The following is a 14,797-nucleotide window of genomic DNA, read 5'->3' as shown; positions in this document are numbered from 1 at the left end:
TTCTCTCGTCATTCCGGGATGCGCCGAAGGCGCTGGCCCGGAAGTCATCGGGCGGCTGTACATGAGGTGAAATGGATTCTCTGATGCGCGATTGCGCATCATAGTTCGCCGCTTCGCGCCGCCCCGGAATGACGGTTGAGGGTTTCAGGGCGTCGCCAAATCCCGTATAACCGCACCAAATCTCTCTTCCCGCCAGGAGACCTGCCTTGGACTCGATCGCCTATGTCAACGGCTCATTCGTCCCGCTTTCGGACGCCAAAATTTCGGTCCTCGATCGCGGCTTCCTGTTTGCCGACGGCATCTACGAGGTCTCCGCCGTGCTCGACGGCAAGCTGGTCGACAATGCCTCGCATCTGACGCGGCTGGAGCGCTCGGTCGGCGAGATCCAGCTGAAGCTGCCCGAGACGGTCGAGCGCATCACCGAGCTCCAGAAGGAGCTGATCGCGCGCAACAAGGTCGAGAGCGGCCTCGTCTATCTCCAGGTCACCCGTGGCGCCGACAAGGGTCGCGACTTCGCCTTCCCCAAGGGCGACGTCAAGTCGAGCCTGGTGATGTTCACGTCGGAGAAGGACATCATCAACGCCGCCTCGGCCAAGACCGGCATCAATGTGATCACCGTGCCTGACATCCGCTGGGAGCGGCGCGACATCAAGAGCGTGGCACTGCTCGCGCAAGTGCTGGCGAAACAGGCCGCGGCCGAAGCCGGTGCGGGCGAAGCCTGGATGCTGGAGGACGGCTACGTCACCGAAGGCGGTTCGTCCTCGGCGTTCATCCTGACTCAGGACGACGTCATCGTGACCCGCAGGAACTCCAACGCGATCCTGCCGGGCTGCACGCGCAAGGCGGTGGTGGCGCTGGCGGAAGAGCGTCAGCTCCGCGTCGAGGAGCGTTCCTTCACGGTCGCCGAGGCGCTCGCCGCCAAGGAAGCCTTTGCCACCTCGGCGTCGCTGTTCGTCCAGCCGGTGGTTGCGATCGACGGCAAGAAGGTCGGCGATGGCAAGCCTGGCCCGATGGCGACGCGGCTGCGCGAGATCTACGTGGAGTTCGCCAAGGCGACGGCGGTTTAGAAAGCAGGCCTCGCCGTGATCGCCCGGCTTGACCGGGCGATCCATTACTCCGTGACGGGAGTGCTTGACTCGAGAAGCTGCGGCGTACTGGATGCCCCGGTCAAGCCGGGGCATGACAGTCGAATGTATGGAGGCAGTTTGGCCTCATGCATCAGCACCTCACGCCACCGACGCCTTCACCTTCACCGGGTGAACCGCACGGAACGCGATCGCGAGCCGGTTCCAGGCATTGATGGCGCCGATCAGCATGGTCAGGTTCACCGTCTCCGCATCGGAGAATTGTGCGCGGACCTGCTCGTAGACGTCGTCCGGCGCGTGCGTCTTGGAGATCAGCGTCACTGATTCGGTCCAGGCCAGCGCGGCGCGCTCGCGGTCGGTGTAGAGCGGGGATTCGCGCCAGGCATTGAGCAGATAGATGCGCTGCTCGGTCTCGCCGCGCTTGCGGGCGTCCTCGGTGTGCATGTTGATGCAGAAGGCACAGCCGTTGATCTGCGACGCGCGGATCTTGACGAGCTCGATCAGCGATTTCTCAAGGCCCGTCGACTGGATCTGCTCTTCCAGCGCCATCAGCGCCTTCATCGTCTCGGGTGCGGCCTGGTAGAAATTCATGCGGGGTTTCATGGTCGTTCTCCTTGCTTGCTGGGTTGATGTCAGTGGGCGCCGCCAGCCGAGGCATGGCCGGCCTTCTTCAGGAAGAGGGTGGCGATCAGCGCGACGATCAGTGCCACGCCGAGCAGATAGAAGGTGTCGCTGAAGGCGAGGATGTAGGCCTGCTTCTGCACGATATGGCCGATCGCAACATAGCCGCGATGCGACGCGTCCGCACGGTCGAGGACGCCGTGATTGACGAAGTATTGAGTGAGCTGTTCCAGCCGCGTCCGCGTCGCCTGCTCGAACAGCGAGACCGACTGCATCAGCACGTTGGAGTGATACTGCTCGCGCTTGGTCAGCAGGGTCTGCAACAGCGCGATGCCGACGGCGCCACCGAGATTGCGCATCATGTTGAACAGGCCGGAGGCCGAGCCCGCGTTCTCCGGTTCGATGCCTGAGGTCGCCACCGCAGACAGCGGCGCCATCACCAGCGCCTGGCCGATCGCACGAACCACATTGGGCCAGAGCAGTTGATCGGCGGCATAGTTGCCGGTCATGTAGATGTTCATGAAGTTGGAGGCCGCGAACAGGACGAAGCCGACGCCGATGATGAGCCGCGCATCGAGCTTCTGCATCAGGCGCGGCACCAGCGGGATCAGCAGGAGCTGCGGCAGGCCGGTCCAGGCCAGCACCATGCCGATCTGCTCGGCATTGTAGCCCTGGATGCGGGCCAGATATTGCGGCAGGATGAACACCGAGCCGTAGAGCGCGATTCCCAGCAGGAAGTTCGCGAGCATGCCGAAGCCGAAATTGCGGCGGACCAGCAGACGCAGGTTCAGGAGCGGCTTCTTCACCGTGAGCTCGATGATCAGGAAGGCGGTCAGCGCCACGGCCGCGATGACAGACAGCTTGACGATGAAGGGCGAGCCGAACCAGTCGTCCTTGTTGCCTTCCTCGAGCACGGTCTGCAGCGCCGATAGTCCGATCGCCATGGTGATGATGCCGGCCCAGTCACCGTCGCGCAGCAGCGCAAGCTTCATCGGCTTTGCATCGAGCGCGTACCAGAGCATGCCGACCATGACCGCGCCAGGGACGACGTTGACGTAGAAGATGTACTGCCAGCCAAAATTCTCGGTGAGATAGCCGCCGATGGTCGGACCGATCGCGGGCGCGAACGTCGCAGACAGCGCGAACAGCGCAAGGCCGACCGGCTGCTTTCCGCGCGGCAGCAATGTGATGATGAGTGTGAACGCCATCGGGATCAGCACGCCGCCGGTAAAACCCTGCACCGCCCGCAGCACGATCATCTGCGGCAGGTCCTGCGCCAAGGCACAGGCGGCCGACAGGACCAGGAACAGGACCGCGTTGGTGAGGAGATAGATTCGGATCGAGAACACCTGCGCCAGCCAGCCCGAGAGCGGGATCACCACGATCTCCGCGATCAGATAGGAGGTCGAGATCCAGCCGCCGTCGTCGATGCCGGCGCCGATCGCGCCCTGGATGTCGGCGAGCGAGGCATTGACGATCTGGATGTTCAGCACCGCCATGAAGGCGCCGAGCGTCGCGCCGATCACGGCAATCCAGGTCTTGGTCGAAACCGCGGGTGTGGCGGCTGCGGCCGGAGCAGGCATGCTGGTGACCGAAGCGGCGTTCAGGGCGGGTTGGAGCGTGCTCATGAAGGGCCTCGTCTCGGATACGGAGACAGGATGCATCGGGCGGATGGTTTCGATAATCGAGGAAGCGTGGCAAAGATCGTCCGGCAGGGCTTGATGATGCTGCCGGAGCTGGCCTTTAACCTCCGTTGGGTCGCGTCGCATTGTCGGCGAGGCGCTTGGCCGTTTCGCGCTCGGCCAGCACGGTCGCCTTGGTGTCGACTGTCGGCTCCGCCGACATGCCGGGGCGCAGCAGCCCGGTCAGGCGGTGGTCGTCGAGCACGATCTTCACCGGCACGCGCTGCACGATCTTGGTGAAATTGCCGGTGGCATTGTCGGGCGGCAGCAGTGCGAATTCGAGGCCGCTCGCCGGCGACAGGCTGTCGACATGGCCGCGCAGGGTCTGGTTGCGGAAACTGTCGACGTGCAGCTCGACCGGCTGACCGGCGCGGACATGGGTCAGCTGCGTTTCCTTGAAATTCGCCACCACATAGACCGCATCGAGTGGCACCACCGCCATCAATTGCGTGCCGGCCTGCACGAACTGTCCCACGCGCAGCGAGCGGGCGCCGACCGTGCCGTCGACAGGCGCGGCAATCTCGGTGTAGGAGAGATTCAGCGTCGCCTGCTCCGCGACCGCGCGCGCGTGTTGGAGCTGGGCTGTGGCCTGCGCGCGCTGGGTGGTAAGCACGTCGACCTTGCGTTGCGCGGCCACGAGGCCCGACTTGGCATGTTGCAGTTGCGCGTTGCTGGCGCGCAACGCAGCGTCGGTCTGTTGTGCGCGCTGAATCGTGCCGGAGCCCGACTTCATCAGGTCGTCGTAGCGGGCGCGCTCCTCCTGCGCGAATTTCAGATTTGCGTCCGCAGCGGTGACATCGGCCGTGCTCTGCTCGATGATCGGCTGCTGGAGTGCGAGCTGGGCGTCGAGGTTGCGCACCGACGCTTCCGCCGCAGCGACATCGGCGCGGGCCTGGTCGAGCGCCGCCTTGAAGTCGCGGTCGTCGATCTTCGCCAGCACCTGTCCCGCTTTGACCTTTTCGTTGTCACTGACCAGCACTTTCGCGATGTAACCCGAGACCTTTGGCGCGATGATCGTGGAGTCGGCCTTCACATAGGCGTCGTCGGTTGTCTCGAGGTAACGGCCGTTGACCCAGTAGTCGTGTCCCCAATAGACAATCGCTGCCGTGCTCGCGAGGAGCGCAAGCACCAACGCCGCCCTCCGGACGATATTCCTGGCCGGGCCACGCACCGGCGCCGTGGGGGAAGCTTGAGTTATTTCAGTCGCTTGCTGGAAGTTTTCGGTGCGGGGCATCTCGGACATGGCAGTCTCCTGTCGGCTGGCTGAGACTATCGGTCTTCCTCGGTCGATCGATAATCGGCAAAATACCGGAAGGATTATCCGCTGAGAGTGGATAGTCCGGATCTCACCTTGGACCTATGGTCTACCGAGCTGGATGCGCGACTGCCCCAGAGCGATTGCCGCGTCTGTCGAGGGATTGCGGCTAACGCATCCGCCATGCCGCGAGATGATCTGATGGATAATCCGAGGGAATTCCTTGCGATTATCGACCAAGAGCGGATAATCAGTCGGCATGGACCGATTGACCAGCCTCGAAGTCTTCAGCCGGGTGGTCGAGACCGGCGGCTTCTCTGCAGCAGCCCGCAAGCTCAACATGTCGACCACCATGGTGAGCAATCACGTTCAGGCGCTGGAAGACCGGCTCGGGGTGAGGCTGCTTCAGCGCACCACGCGCAAGGTCAACCTCACCGAGATCGGCAAGGCCTATTACGACCGCTGCATCCAGATACTCGCCGATATCGAGCAGGCCGACGATATCGCGAGCGATTTGCAGTCGGTGCCCCGCGGCACGCTACGGATCCACGTCGCCACGCACATGGTGCCGTTCGTTGCGCCCGTGGTGGCGAAGCTCCTGTCGATCTATCCGGAGCTCAAGATCGATCTGCGCATGGGCGAAGCCGACATCGACCTCATCGAAGAAGGCTATGACGTCGCCCTGCGCATGACCGCGCCGCCGGATTCGAGCCTGATCGTCCGCAGCCTCGCCACCTGGCGCCACGTGCTGTGCTGCTCGCACGACTATCTCGAAAGGCACGGTCGTGTGCAGAAGCTCGATGAGCTCACCGCGCACAATTGCGCTCGTCACTTGAACTATCCGTTCGGCGACGATTGGCGTTTCTTCGATCGCAAGGGCACGCCGGCATCGGTGCGCATCTCCGGCAGCTTCATCACCAACAGCGGTGAGGCCTTGCGGAAGGTGGCGCTGGAGGGCGCGGCCGTCTGCCTGATGGCGGGCTTTCTCGTCCAGGACGATCTCGAAGCCGGTCACCTCGTTCGCCTTCTGCCCGAATATCGTCCCGTCGAAATGTCGATGAACGCGGTCTACCCGCACCGGCATCATCTGTCGGCGAAGGTCAGGACCTTCATCGACATGCTCGTGCATCACAGCGCCGAGCAGCAGAAGCTGATCAATCCCTATTCATGATCGGGGTGGCGCCGGCAGCCGCCCGAACACTTTTTCAAGTGCCATGCCGACCGCAAGCAGGCGGCGATCGCTGCCCGCGGGGCCATCCAGCTCAAGCCCGACCGGAAGTTTGCTGACCGCGCCGAGCGCAATCGGGATCTGGATTCCGGGAATTCCGGCATTGCTGCCGGGATCGGTGTTCTGGATGAACAGGCCGAAATTTTCGAGGCTGCTGGAGTCGGGATTGGAAGTAATCGCCACGCGCGGCGTGGTCGGAAAGGCGATGGCGTCGAGCCGATTGTCCGCAAAGGTCCTGCTGTAGAGCGCCTGCAGGGCGGGACGCGCGGTCCTGATGGCAGCGTCATAGATCGGTTCGGCATCGACCAGCGTATTGTCGGGACCAGGCAGTTTGCGCGGGATCACGAGGCCGTCATAGGTGCCCTTGACGTCGGGGCTCGCGATTTCCTGCGCCAGTGCTTCGATGCTGATGCCGGTGCCGGTGTGCGCGAGATAGGCCACCATGTCGTCATAGGCCTCGTACAGCGCGACGGGAAAGCCGACCTGGCCGTTGAGTTCGGCCAATTGCGGCATTTCGATCTCCACCACCGTGACGCCCTGCGCCTTCACTTTCGCCACCGCCGCCTGGAAGGCGGCATCGGTGTCGGTATCGAGATTGATCAGCATCGACCTCACGATGCCGATTCGTATCTGCTTCGGATCAGCCGGCTGAACGGCTTCGCCACCTGCAATGACGCGGTCGAGCAGTTCGACATCCGTCAAGGTCGCGGCCATCGGGCCCGCGGTGTCGCGGGTGTGCGAGATCGGCGCGATGCCAGCCTGCGGATAGCGTCCGACCGTCGGGCGTAGTGAGGCACATCCATTCAGTGCGGCGGGGACCCTGACCGATCCGCCGGTGTCGGTGCCGAGCCCGCCTGCGACGATCCGCGCACCGATCGCGGCGCCCGTTCCGGAGGAAGAGCCGCCAGCGATCAGGGCGCGGTCATAGGCGTTGCGCACGCCGAACTCCGCGCCGGACTTGAACGCGGTGTTGTAGCCGGAGATGCCGAAGGCAAGCTCGTGCATGCTGGTCTTGCCGATGATGACCGCGCCCGCCGCGCGCAGCTTTGCGACCACCGGCGCGTCGGCCTTCGGAACGTACTGCTTCAGCGCTGGCGTTCCTGCGCTACAGGGAAGCCTCGCGACCTCGATATTGTCCTTGATCACGATGGGAATGCCGCCGAGCGGCTTGTCCTTGTTGTCGTTCACGTCGAATGCTGCCGCGGCCTTCAGGGCGCCGACCTCGTCCAGGGTGGCGAAGGCATTCAGATCGGCGTTGGCCTTGGCGCGGGCAAGAGCTTCCGTCGTGAGCGTGGTGCTCGTGATTTTTCCGGCGCGGAGGTCGGCCGCGGCCTGGGTCAGGGTCAACTGGTCGAAATCCATGATGCGTCACCTCATTGCAGGAGCGCCATCAGGGCGCCCCTCAGCTCCGGAGGCTGAAGCCTCGTCGGCGCCCCGTCAACCGTAGGCGCGCATCTTTGCAGGTGATGGCGCGTCGAGCTCGGCGAACATCCGTTCGACCTCGGCCTTCACGGTCCCGATCGCGGCGTCCTTGACCGGCCCGTAGCCGCGGATATCCATCGGCGCTTTGGCAATGGCGACGAGATTTTGCAGATGCGCCGCGTCGAGCCCGCCGAGCAGCCGTTCGATGACGCCATCGTACCAGGTGATCAGCTCCCGCTCGGCGCGCCGTTCCGCCGTGTAACCGAACGGGTCGAACGGTGTCCCGCGCAGTCCCTTCAACCGCGCCAGCATGGCAAGCGGTGTCTGGATCCACTGCCCGAAGGTGCGTTTGCGCGGACGGCCACGGGCGTCGTGCCTTGACGGCAGGAACGGCGGGGCGAGGTGATATCGGATGCTGAAGTCGCCCTCGAATTCGCCCTTCAACGCGTCGAGGAAGCCACCCTGCATGTGCAGCCGCGCCACCTCGTACTCGTCCTTGTAGGCCATCAGCTTGAACAGGGCGCGCGCGACCGCCTCGGTCAACGTCTCGCTATTCAGGTTGGCTTCCGCATTGCGAAAATTTGCAACGCGTGCTCGATAGCGCGCCGCATAGGCATCGTTCTGATAGGCCGTGAGGAAGTCGGCGCGGCGGTCGATCAGCTGGTCGAGCGTCTCGGCCTTGGGCGCTTCGTCCACCTTCGGCAAGAAGTCCGGGTCGGCGGCTGCAATCCGGCCCCAGGCGAAAGCCTGCTTGTTGCTTTCGACCGCGACGCCGTTGAGCTCGATCGCGCGCAACAGCGCCGACAGCGAGACCGGCAGCAGCCCGCGCTGCCAGGCAAAGCCCAGCATGACGATGTTGGCATAGACGGCATCGCCGAGCAGACGCTCGGCCAGTGCGTTGGCGTTGATGGTGTCGAGATTGCCGTCGCCGATCACCTGGCCGATCGCGCGCAGGCGGGCGGGTGAGGCGAGATCGGCGTCGCGGAAGCGGACGACGTCGCCGGTCGGCATCTCCGCGGTGTTGACGGCAGCGCGCGTGCCTTTCCGATAGGTGCCGGATGCCTTTGGCGAGGAACTGACGACGAGGTCGCAACCGATCAGCGCATCGGCCGCGCCCTGGTCGATACGCACCTGATGCAGCGCCTCGGGAGTTGGCGCGAGCCGGATATAGCTCAGCACCGGCCCGAATTTCTGCGCAAAGCCGGTGAAATCCAACACCGAGACACCGTTTTGTTCGAGATGCGCCGCCATGCCGATCAGCGCGCCGACCGTGATCACGCCGGTGCCGCCGACGCCGGTGATGAGCAGATCATATGGACGGTCGAGCGTTGCGGGTGCGGGCAGGGGAAGCGTGGCCGCGTGGCCGACCGCGTCGATCCGGCTCGCGCCCTTCTTCCGGCGCGTCGCGCCCTCAACGGTGACGAAGCTCGGGCAGAACCCGTTGAGGCAGGAGAAGTCCTTGTTGCAGGATGAGAGGTTGATCCGGCGCTTCCGGCCGAACGGCGTCTCCTTGGGCTCGACGCTGAGGCAGTTGGATTCGACCGAGCAGTCGCCGCAGCCCTCGCAAACGAGATCGTTGATATAGGCGAAGCGTTTGGGGGCGGCCATTTGTCCGCGCTTGCGGCGACGCCGTTTCTCTGTCGCGCAGGTCTGCTGATAGATCAGCACCGAGACGCCGGAGATTTCGCGCAGCTCGCGCTGCACACTGTCCATCTCTTCGCGCGGATGGATGGACACGCCGACGGGCAGGTCACCTGGCGAAAATTGCGCTGGATCGTCCGACACCAGCGCGATGCGCACGACGCCCTCGGCGCGGACGCTATGCGCGATGGCGTGGACGCTGATCGGACCATCGACGGGTTGGCCACCGGTCATCGCGACCGCATCGTTGAACAGGATCTTGTAGGTGATGTTGGCTTTGGCCGCGATTGCTTGCCGGATCGCCATCGAGCCCGAATGATAATAGGTGCCTTCGCCGAGATTCTGGAAAACGTGTTTGTTACCGGTGAAGCGAGACGAGGCCGCCCAGTTCACGCCTTCGCCGCCCATCTGGATCAGCGACGATGTCTCGCGGTCCATCCAGCTCGCCATGAAATGACAGCCGATGCCGGCCAGCGCCTTCGACCCTTCCGGCACTTTTGTCGATGTGTTGTGCGGGCATCCGGAGCAGAAATAGGGTGTGCGCGTCGCGCCGCTGACGTTGATCGTGCGCGCGGCCTCAGGCATCAGGCCGGCTGCGCGTGCGGCGAGATTGAGGTCCGGGAACATCGGATCGAGCCGTCGCGCCAGCACGGACGCCAGAGCACGCGGTGACAATTCGCCGATCCAGGAGATCAGCCGCGCCCCTCGCTCGTCATGCTTTCCGACCATGCGCTCGGGCTTTGCGCCGGGATAATCGTAAAAATATTCCTTGAACTGGCTCTCGATGATGCCGCGCTTCTCCTCGACCACGAGGATCTCGCGCTTGCCCTTCACGAACGCCATGGCGTCATGCAGCGCCAGCGGCCAGACCATGCCGACCTTGTAGATGTCGATGCCGATGCTGCGGCAGGCCGCTTCGTCGAGGCCCATCAACCGCAGCGCTTCCATCAGATCGAGATGCGCCTTGCCTGTGGTGACGATGCCGTAGGTGGCGCCCGGGATGTCGTAGATGTGACGATCGATCGGATTGGCCTTTGCGAAGGCGTAGACCGCATGCTTCTTCGCCTCCAGCCGCTCCTCGATCTGTGGGCCGGGCAGATCGGGCCAGCGATAGTGCAGGCCGCCTGGCGGCGGCGTGAAGTCGGGCGTGTGGAAGGCGCGCGGCGGGCGCAGCGCAACGGAGGCGCCGGATTCCACGATCTCCGAGATCGCCTTGAAACCGACCCACATGCCGGTAAAGCGGCTCAGAGCGTAGCCATATTCACCGAATTCGAGATACTCACTGACGCTTGCGGGGTGGAGCGTCGGCATGAACCAGCTCATGAAGGCGACATCGGACTGGTGCGGCATCGAGGACGAGACGCAGCCGTGATCGTCGCCGGCGACCACGAGAACGCCGCCATGCGGTGAGGAGCCGTAGGCGTTGCCGTGTTTCAGCGCATCGCCGGAGCGGTCGATGCCGGGGCCCTTGCCGTACCAAAGCCCGAACACGCCATCGACCTCGCGGTCGGCTTGCGTCCCGACCTGTTGCGAGCCGAGCACGGCCGTCGCGGCAAGGTCCTCGTTCACTGCGGGAAGGAATTCGATGTGGTCCCGCTTCAGCCGCTCCTGGATGCGCCACAGTTCGAGATCGACGCCGCCGAGCGGCGAGCCGCGATAGCCGGAGATGAAGCCCGCCGTGTTCAGCCCTGCGGCACGGTCGCGCTGCGCCTGGTCGAGCGCGATGCGGACGATGGCCTGCGTGCCCGTGAGGAAGACGCGGCCCTCCTCGCGATCGTAGCGGTCGGAAAGCTCATAGGCGTCGAGTGACGAAATGGCGTCCATGCGGACCTCCCCCGGCATCCTTGCCGGATGGCAGAAGGGTAGGCCTGGGCACCTGGTAGGTCTTACCTATCTTTCCGATTATTGCGCTTATTCTGGTAGAATTATCCGTTATGATCTACAGTGAGGTTGAATAATCCATTTTGGTGATTTCCGTGATCGAAGACCAGGACGCGCGGATTCTCGCCTATCTTCAGAAGGACGGCCGCGCCACCAACCAGCAGCTCGCCGACGCGGTCGGTATGTCGACCTCGGCGTGCTGGCGCCGGGTGCGCGCGCTGGAGGAGAGCGGTGCCATCCAGGGCTATGCGGCCTTGGTCGCGCGCGAGCAGGCCGGCTTTGCGATGTCCGCGATCCTCCACGTCTCGCTGGAACGGCACGACGCAAAATTCGTCGACGAGTTCGTCGCGCGGGTGACCACGCGGCGTGAGGTGCTGGAGTGCTTTGCGACCACGGGCGATGCCGATTACCATTTGCGCGTCGTTGTGCAGGACATGGCCGCCTACAACAGATTCCTCGACGACTTCATGTTCCGCATTCCCGGCATTCGCTATGTGAGAAGCAATGTCGTGCTGAAGGAGATCAAGACCGGCGTCGCGCTGCCGTTTTGACGGGGGGCTCCGTAGGATGGGTAGAGCGATAGCGAAACCCATCAAGGTCTATCTGACACCAGGTGATGGGTTTCGCTCCGCTCTACCCATCCTACGGCATCGGCAGTTATCGCTCCTCCCGCACGAACCTGTTCCGCAACGTCCCGATGCCGGTGATGTCGATCTCCACGACATCGCCGTGCGTGATGTCCGGCGAGGCGCCATCCGTTCCCATCCAGATCACGTCGCCGGGCCATAATGTAAAGTATTTGGTCAGCTCGACCAGGAACGGCACCACGCCAAAGATCATGTCGTTGGTGTGGAAGCGGTTGGTCTCCTTGCCGTTGACCCGGACGATCGTCTGCATCTTGGCGAGATCGGCCTCGGTCTCGATCCACGGGCCCATCGGCTTGAACGTGTCGGCGTTCTTCGAGCGCCACAGGCTGCGGTCGGCCTTCTGCCAGCTCCGCTCGCTGACGTCGTTGCCGATGGTGTAGCCGAAGACGCAATCCATGGCATTCTGTTTGGTGAGATGCTTGACCTTCTTGCCGATGACGACGACGAGTTCGCCTTCGTAGTGGATCTTGTCCGTCGCAAAGGACGGGATCACGACCTCCTCGCCATGGGCGATCAGCGCGTTCTGGGCGCGATAGCCGATCTCGGGTCTGTCCGGCACGGCCGGCACCTCGCCGCGCTTGTCGGCGGCCTCCTTCAGATGCTTCAGATAGTTCAAGCCGACGCAGTAGAAGGTGCGCGGAATCAGCGGCAGCTCGATTCTAACCTGCGACAGCGGATGCGTGCGCGAGGTGCGTTGCCATTCACTGAGCGGATCGCCGTCGACCGCGATGACCTGATCGCCTTCGACGATTCCCCAGGACGTCTTGTCCGCGGCGGTGAACTTCAGCCAGCGCATGCCGTGTCTCCGTTGTTATTCCGCGGCATCGCGCGGCTGCACTTTCCAGTCGCCGGCAGCCGGCCGCTTGAGCCCGAGATTTTCCCGTAGCGTCTTGCCGCGATATTCCTTCTGGAACAATCCGCGCCGCTGCAATTCCGGTACGATATGTTGCACGAAATCGGCATAGGAGCCGGGCACATAGGTCGCGGCGATGACAAAACCGTCGCAGCCGCGCTCGACGAACATTTCTTCGAGCTTGTCCGCGATCTCCTTGGGGCCGCCAACCATCGCATCCTGGACCTGACCGCGGCCGGAGAAGGTGACGAAGTCGCGCGCGCTCGGATTGCTCTTTCCAGAGTTCTTGAGCACGCCGTCGCGGATGCCCAGAATGCCCTGCATGCTCTTCAGGTCTTCCGTCGTCAGCGGCTCGTCGAGATCCTTGGAGGCGAAGTCGTAGTTGAGCGCTTCGGCCAGCAGCGACAGCGCGTCGATCTGCAGCGGCAGCTTGTTGATCAGCGCCATCTTGTCCTCGGCCTCGGCTTTGGTCGCGGCGCAGACCGGTGTCGTCAAATTGCAGAGGAACATCGCATCCGGATCGCGGCCGGCTTTCGCGGCCGCGTTACGCACGGACGCATAGCCTTCCTTGGCGGCGGCAAGGTTGCGCGCAGCGGTGAAGATCACCTCGCCCCATCGTCCTGCAAAGCGCTGGCCGCGGCCGGACGCGCCGGCCTGGATGATCACGGGATGGCCCTGGTCAGAGCGCGGCACGGTGAAGGGACCGCGCGACTTGAATGCCGGCCCTCTGTGATCGAGCCGCTTCACCTTGGCCGGGTCGGCGAAGCGGCCGCTCGTCTTGTCCATGATGAGCGCGCCGTCTTCCCAGGTGTCCCAATGGCCGAGCACGACCTCCATGAATTCGTCGGCGCGGTCGTAGCGGGCGTCGTGCTCGGGATGAGAATCCCGGCCCATGTTGAAGGCCTCGCCGTCATTGAGCGAGGTCACGACGTTCCAGCCGGCGCGTCCGCCGGACATCAGGTCGAGCGTTGCGAAGCGGCGGGCGATGTCGAAAGGTTCGAAATAAGTCGTCGAGCCGGTCGCCCCCAACCCGAGCTTGTCTGTAACCATGCCCATCGTAGTCAGCACGATCAGGGGATCCATCTTCACGCAGCGGATGCCGTATTCGACGGTGTGGGCGTGATCGTTGCCGTAGCGGTCCGGCATCGCCAGCCGGTCGTCGAAGAACGCCATGTGGAACTTGCCGGCTTCGAGGATCTTGGCGATCTCCTGATAATAGTCCGCCGACATCGAATCGTCGCGCGAATCCGGATGTCGCCACGAGCTCGGCAAATTCGTGCAGTTCTGCGCCTGGAGGAAGCCGACCAGTACCATCTGCCGCGTCATGCTGCTGTTCTCCGAATTCCGCTAGGCCAGATCGAGGACCGTATCGAGCCTGTACTCGCGCGCCAGCGCGCGCAGTTTTTCCCAGGTCGCATCCTCGATCTCGATGCCGTCGCGCAGGCGCTGCTGCTCGCGCACGCCCTCGATCTCACCGGGATAGAGCACGCCCTTGCTGCCCTCGGAGGGCGGGGTCGATTTGAGATAGTGTGCGAACTCGGCGACCTCGCGCTTGAAGTCCTGCAGCGGGCGAAACGCCGCGACGTTGAACACGGCCATGAAGCAGCCGTCATTGTGCCGGCCCGTGGGCTCGACGCCGAAGCCGAGGCCGGTGAGCAGGCCGCACAGCACCTCGACCATGGCGGCGAGGCCGCTGCCCTTGTAGCCCTCGGTGCCGCCGAGCGGCAGCAGCGCGCCGCCCTTGCGGTATTGGGTCGGATCGGTGGTGTGTCGTCCGTCGGCATCGATGATCCATCCCGTCGGAATCTCTTCGCCGCGAGCGACCGCGAGCTGGATCTTGCCGGCCGCGACCGCAGAGGTCGCCATGTCCAGGTAGAAGGGCGCATCGAGATCGGACGGCACCGCGATCGAGATCGGATTGGTGCCGAGCCGTGCCTCCTTGCCGCCGAATGGCGCCACGTGTTTCGGCGAGCGACCGGAATCCGCCGTTGCGATCCCGATCATGCCTTCGCGCATCGCCATCAGCGGATAGGCGGCGAGGCGGCCGACATGGCTTTGCCGGAACACGGTGCAGGCGGCGACATTCGCCGTCTTCGCTTTCTCGATCGTCAGCGCCATCGCCTTGGCGTTGACGTGGAAGCCAAAACCCCACTGGCCGTCGATCACGGTCGTAGTCGGCGATTCCCGGACGATGCTCCATTTGGCGCCGGGCACGATGTGGCCGGCCTTGATACGGTCGATATAGGTGGGAACGGCGATCACGCCGTGAGAATCGTGGCCGGCGAGATTGGCGTTGACGCAGCCGCTTGCGACCGCGTCGGCCTCTTCCTCGGAAGCTCCGGCGGCACGAAGCAGCGCGGCGCTGATGCGCGTGAGGCGGTCGGCCCGGACGATCGGCATGGCGTTTCCCCGGCATGGGTGCCCTTAACAGGCTGCTCGTTGGAGCCATGGTCTCAAAGCGCGGCTGCGATATCAATCTCCC

11 protein-coding genes are annotated in these 14,797 nt (G+C 64.0%); 3 read left to right on the top strand and 8 right to left on the bottom strand.

Annotated features, from left to right (window positions below; all coding sequences use genetic code 11):
- The first annotated feature begins 206 nt into the window (after positions 1-206).
- On the top strand, positions 207-1,067 hold the full coding sequence (locus tag JQ591_RS15045) for a D-amino-acid transaminase (RefSeq protein ID WP_211396780.1): 861 nt from the start codon (positions 207-209) through the stop codon (positions 1,065-1,067).
- Between the two features lie 159 nt (positions 1,068-1,226).
- Here the strand turns inward: JQ591_RS15045 and JQ591_RS15040 are convergent, their stop codons facing one another.
- The 3 genes from JQ591_RS15040 to JQ591_RS15030 all read right to left on the bottom strand — a co-directional run bounded on the left by JQ591_RS15040 (position 1,227) and on the right by JQ591_RS15030 (position 4,631).
- Positions 1,227-1,688, bottom strand: a complete 462-nt coding sequence (locus tag JQ591_RS15040; protein ID WP_211396779.1) for a carboxymuconolactone decarboxylase family protein — start codon at positions 1,686-1,688, stop codon at positions 1,227-1,229.
- Between the two features lie 29 nt (positions 1,689-1,717).
- Positions 1,718-3,334 (bottom strand): MDR family MFS transporter, encoded by a 1,617-nt coding sequence (locus JQ591_RS15035; protein ID WP_211396778.1) that lies wholly within the window; start codon positions 3,332-3,334, stop codon positions 1,718-1,720.
- A gap of 115 nt (positions 3,335-3,449) precedes the next feature.
- On the bottom strand, positions 3,450-4,631 hold the full coding sequence (locus JQ591_RS15030) for an HlyD family secretion protein (protein WP_211396777.1): 1,182 nt from the start codon (positions 4,629-4,631) through the stop codon (positions 3,450-3,452).
- A 271-nt stretch (positions 4,632-4,902) separates the two neighbouring features.
- Here JQ591_RS15030 and JQ591_RS15025 point away from each other — a divergent pair, with 271 nt between their 5' ends.
- Entirely contained in the window at positions 4,903-5,814 is a 912-nt protein-coding gene (locus tag JQ591_RS15025) for a LysR family transcriptional regulator (protein WP_211396776.1), read from the top strand.
- Here the strand turns inward: JQ591_RS15025 and iaaH are convergent.
- Positions 5,809-7,233: an indoleacetamide hydrolase gene (iaaH, locus tag JQ591_RS15020; RefSeq protein WP_211396775.1), complete on the bottom strand. Its 1,425-nt coding sequence runs from the start codon at positions 7,231-7,233 to the stop codon at positions 5,809-5,811. The two genes, JQ591_RS15025 and iaaH, sit on opposite strands and share 6 nt — an antisense overlap.
- A gap of 75 nt (positions 7,234-7,308) precedes the next feature.
- Positions 7,309-10,758: an indolepyruvate ferredoxin oxidoreductase family protein gene (locus JQ591_RS15015; RefSeq protein ID WP_211396774.1), complete on the bottom strand. Its 3,450-nt coding sequence runs from the start codon at positions 10,756-10,758 to the stop codon at positions 7,309-7,311.
- 152 nt (positions 10,759-10,910) lie between these two features.
- Between JQ591_RS15015 and JQ591_RS15010 the strand changes: the two genes are divergently transcribed.
- Positions 10,911-11,366, top strand: a complete 456-nt coding sequence (locus tag JQ591_RS15010; protein ID WP_211396773.1) for an Lrp/AsnC family transcriptional regulator — start codon at positions 10,911-10,913, stop codon at positions 11,364-11,366.
- A 106-nt stretch (positions 11,367-11,472) separates the two neighbouring features.
- Here the strand turns inward: JQ591_RS15010 and JQ591_RS15005 are convergent, their stop codons facing one another.
- From JQ591_RS15005 to JQ591_RS14995, 3 genes are read right to left on the bottom strand one after another with little or no spacing between them, the layout of a single operon-like run.
- Positions 11,473-12,258 carry a fumarylacetoacetate hydrolase family protein gene (locus JQ591_RS15005; protein WP_211396772.1) on the bottom strand — a complete coding sequence of 262 codons (786 nt, stop codon included), beginning with the start codon at positions 12,256-12,258 and terminating at the stop codon, positions 11,473-11,475.
- Positions 12,259-12,273: 15 nt separating this feature from the next.
- Positions 12,274-13,641 (bottom strand): LLM class flavin-dependent oxidoreductase, encoded by a 1,368-nt coding sequence (locus JQ591_RS15000; protein ID WP_211396771.1) that lies wholly within the window; start codon positions 13,639-13,641, stop codon positions 12,274-12,276.
- A 21-nt stretch (positions 13,642-13,662) separates the two neighbouring features.
- Entirely contained in the window at positions 13,663-14,715 is a 1,053-nt protein-coding gene (locus JQ591_RS14995; RefSeq protein ID WP_211396770.1) for an Ldh family oxidoreductase, read from the bottom strand.
- Positions 14,716-14,797: the final 82 nt, after the last annotated feature.

It is taken from the genome of Bradyrhizobium canariense (assembly GCF_018130465.1).
In the GTDB taxonomy this organism is placed as follows: domain Bacteria; phylum Pseudomonadota; class Alphaproteobacteria; order Rhizobiales; family Xanthobacteraceae; genus Bradyrhizobium; species Bradyrhizobium canariense_C.
The sequence above is the reverse complement of the archived record's forward strand: the minus strand, read 5'-3'. Positions and strand labels throughout refer to the sequence as shown.

Coding starts and splice junctions, on each gene's coding strand:
- iaaH (WP_211396775.1), bottom strand. CDS start 7,233: ATGGATTTCGACCAGTTGACCCTGACCCAGGCCGCGGCCGACCTCCGC.
- JQ591_RS15025 (WP_211396776.1), top strand. CDS start 4,903: ATGGACCGATTGACCAGCCTCGAAGTCTTCAGCCGGGTGGTCGAGACC.
- JQ591_RS15005 (WP_211396772.1), bottom strand. CDS start 12,258: ATGCGCTGGCTGAAGTTCACCGCCGCGGACAAGACGTCCTGGGGAATC.
- JQ591_RS15030 (WP_211396777.1), bottom strand. CDS start 4,631: ATGTCCGAGATGCCCCGCACCGAAAACTTCCAGCAAGCGACTGAAATA.
- JQ591_RS15035 (WP_211396778.1), bottom strand. CDS start 3,334: ATGAGCACGCTCCAACCCGCCCTGAACGCCGCTTCGGTCACCAGCATG.
- JQ591_RS14995 (WP_211396770.1), bottom strand. CDS start 14,715: ATGCCGATCGTCCGGGCCGACCGCCTCACGCGCATCAGCGCCGCGCTG.
- JQ591_RS15000 (WP_211396771.1), bottom strand. CDS start 13,641: ATGACGCGGCAGATGGTACTGGTCGGCTTCCTCCAGGCGCAGAACTGC.
- JQ591_RS15040 (WP_211396779.1), bottom strand. CDS start 1,688: ATGAAACCCCGCATGAATTTCTACCAGGCCGCACCCGAGACGATGAAG.
- JQ591_RS15015 (WP_211396774.1), bottom strand. CDS start 10,758: ATGGACGCCATTTCGTCACTCGACGCCTATGAGCTTTCCGACCGCTAC.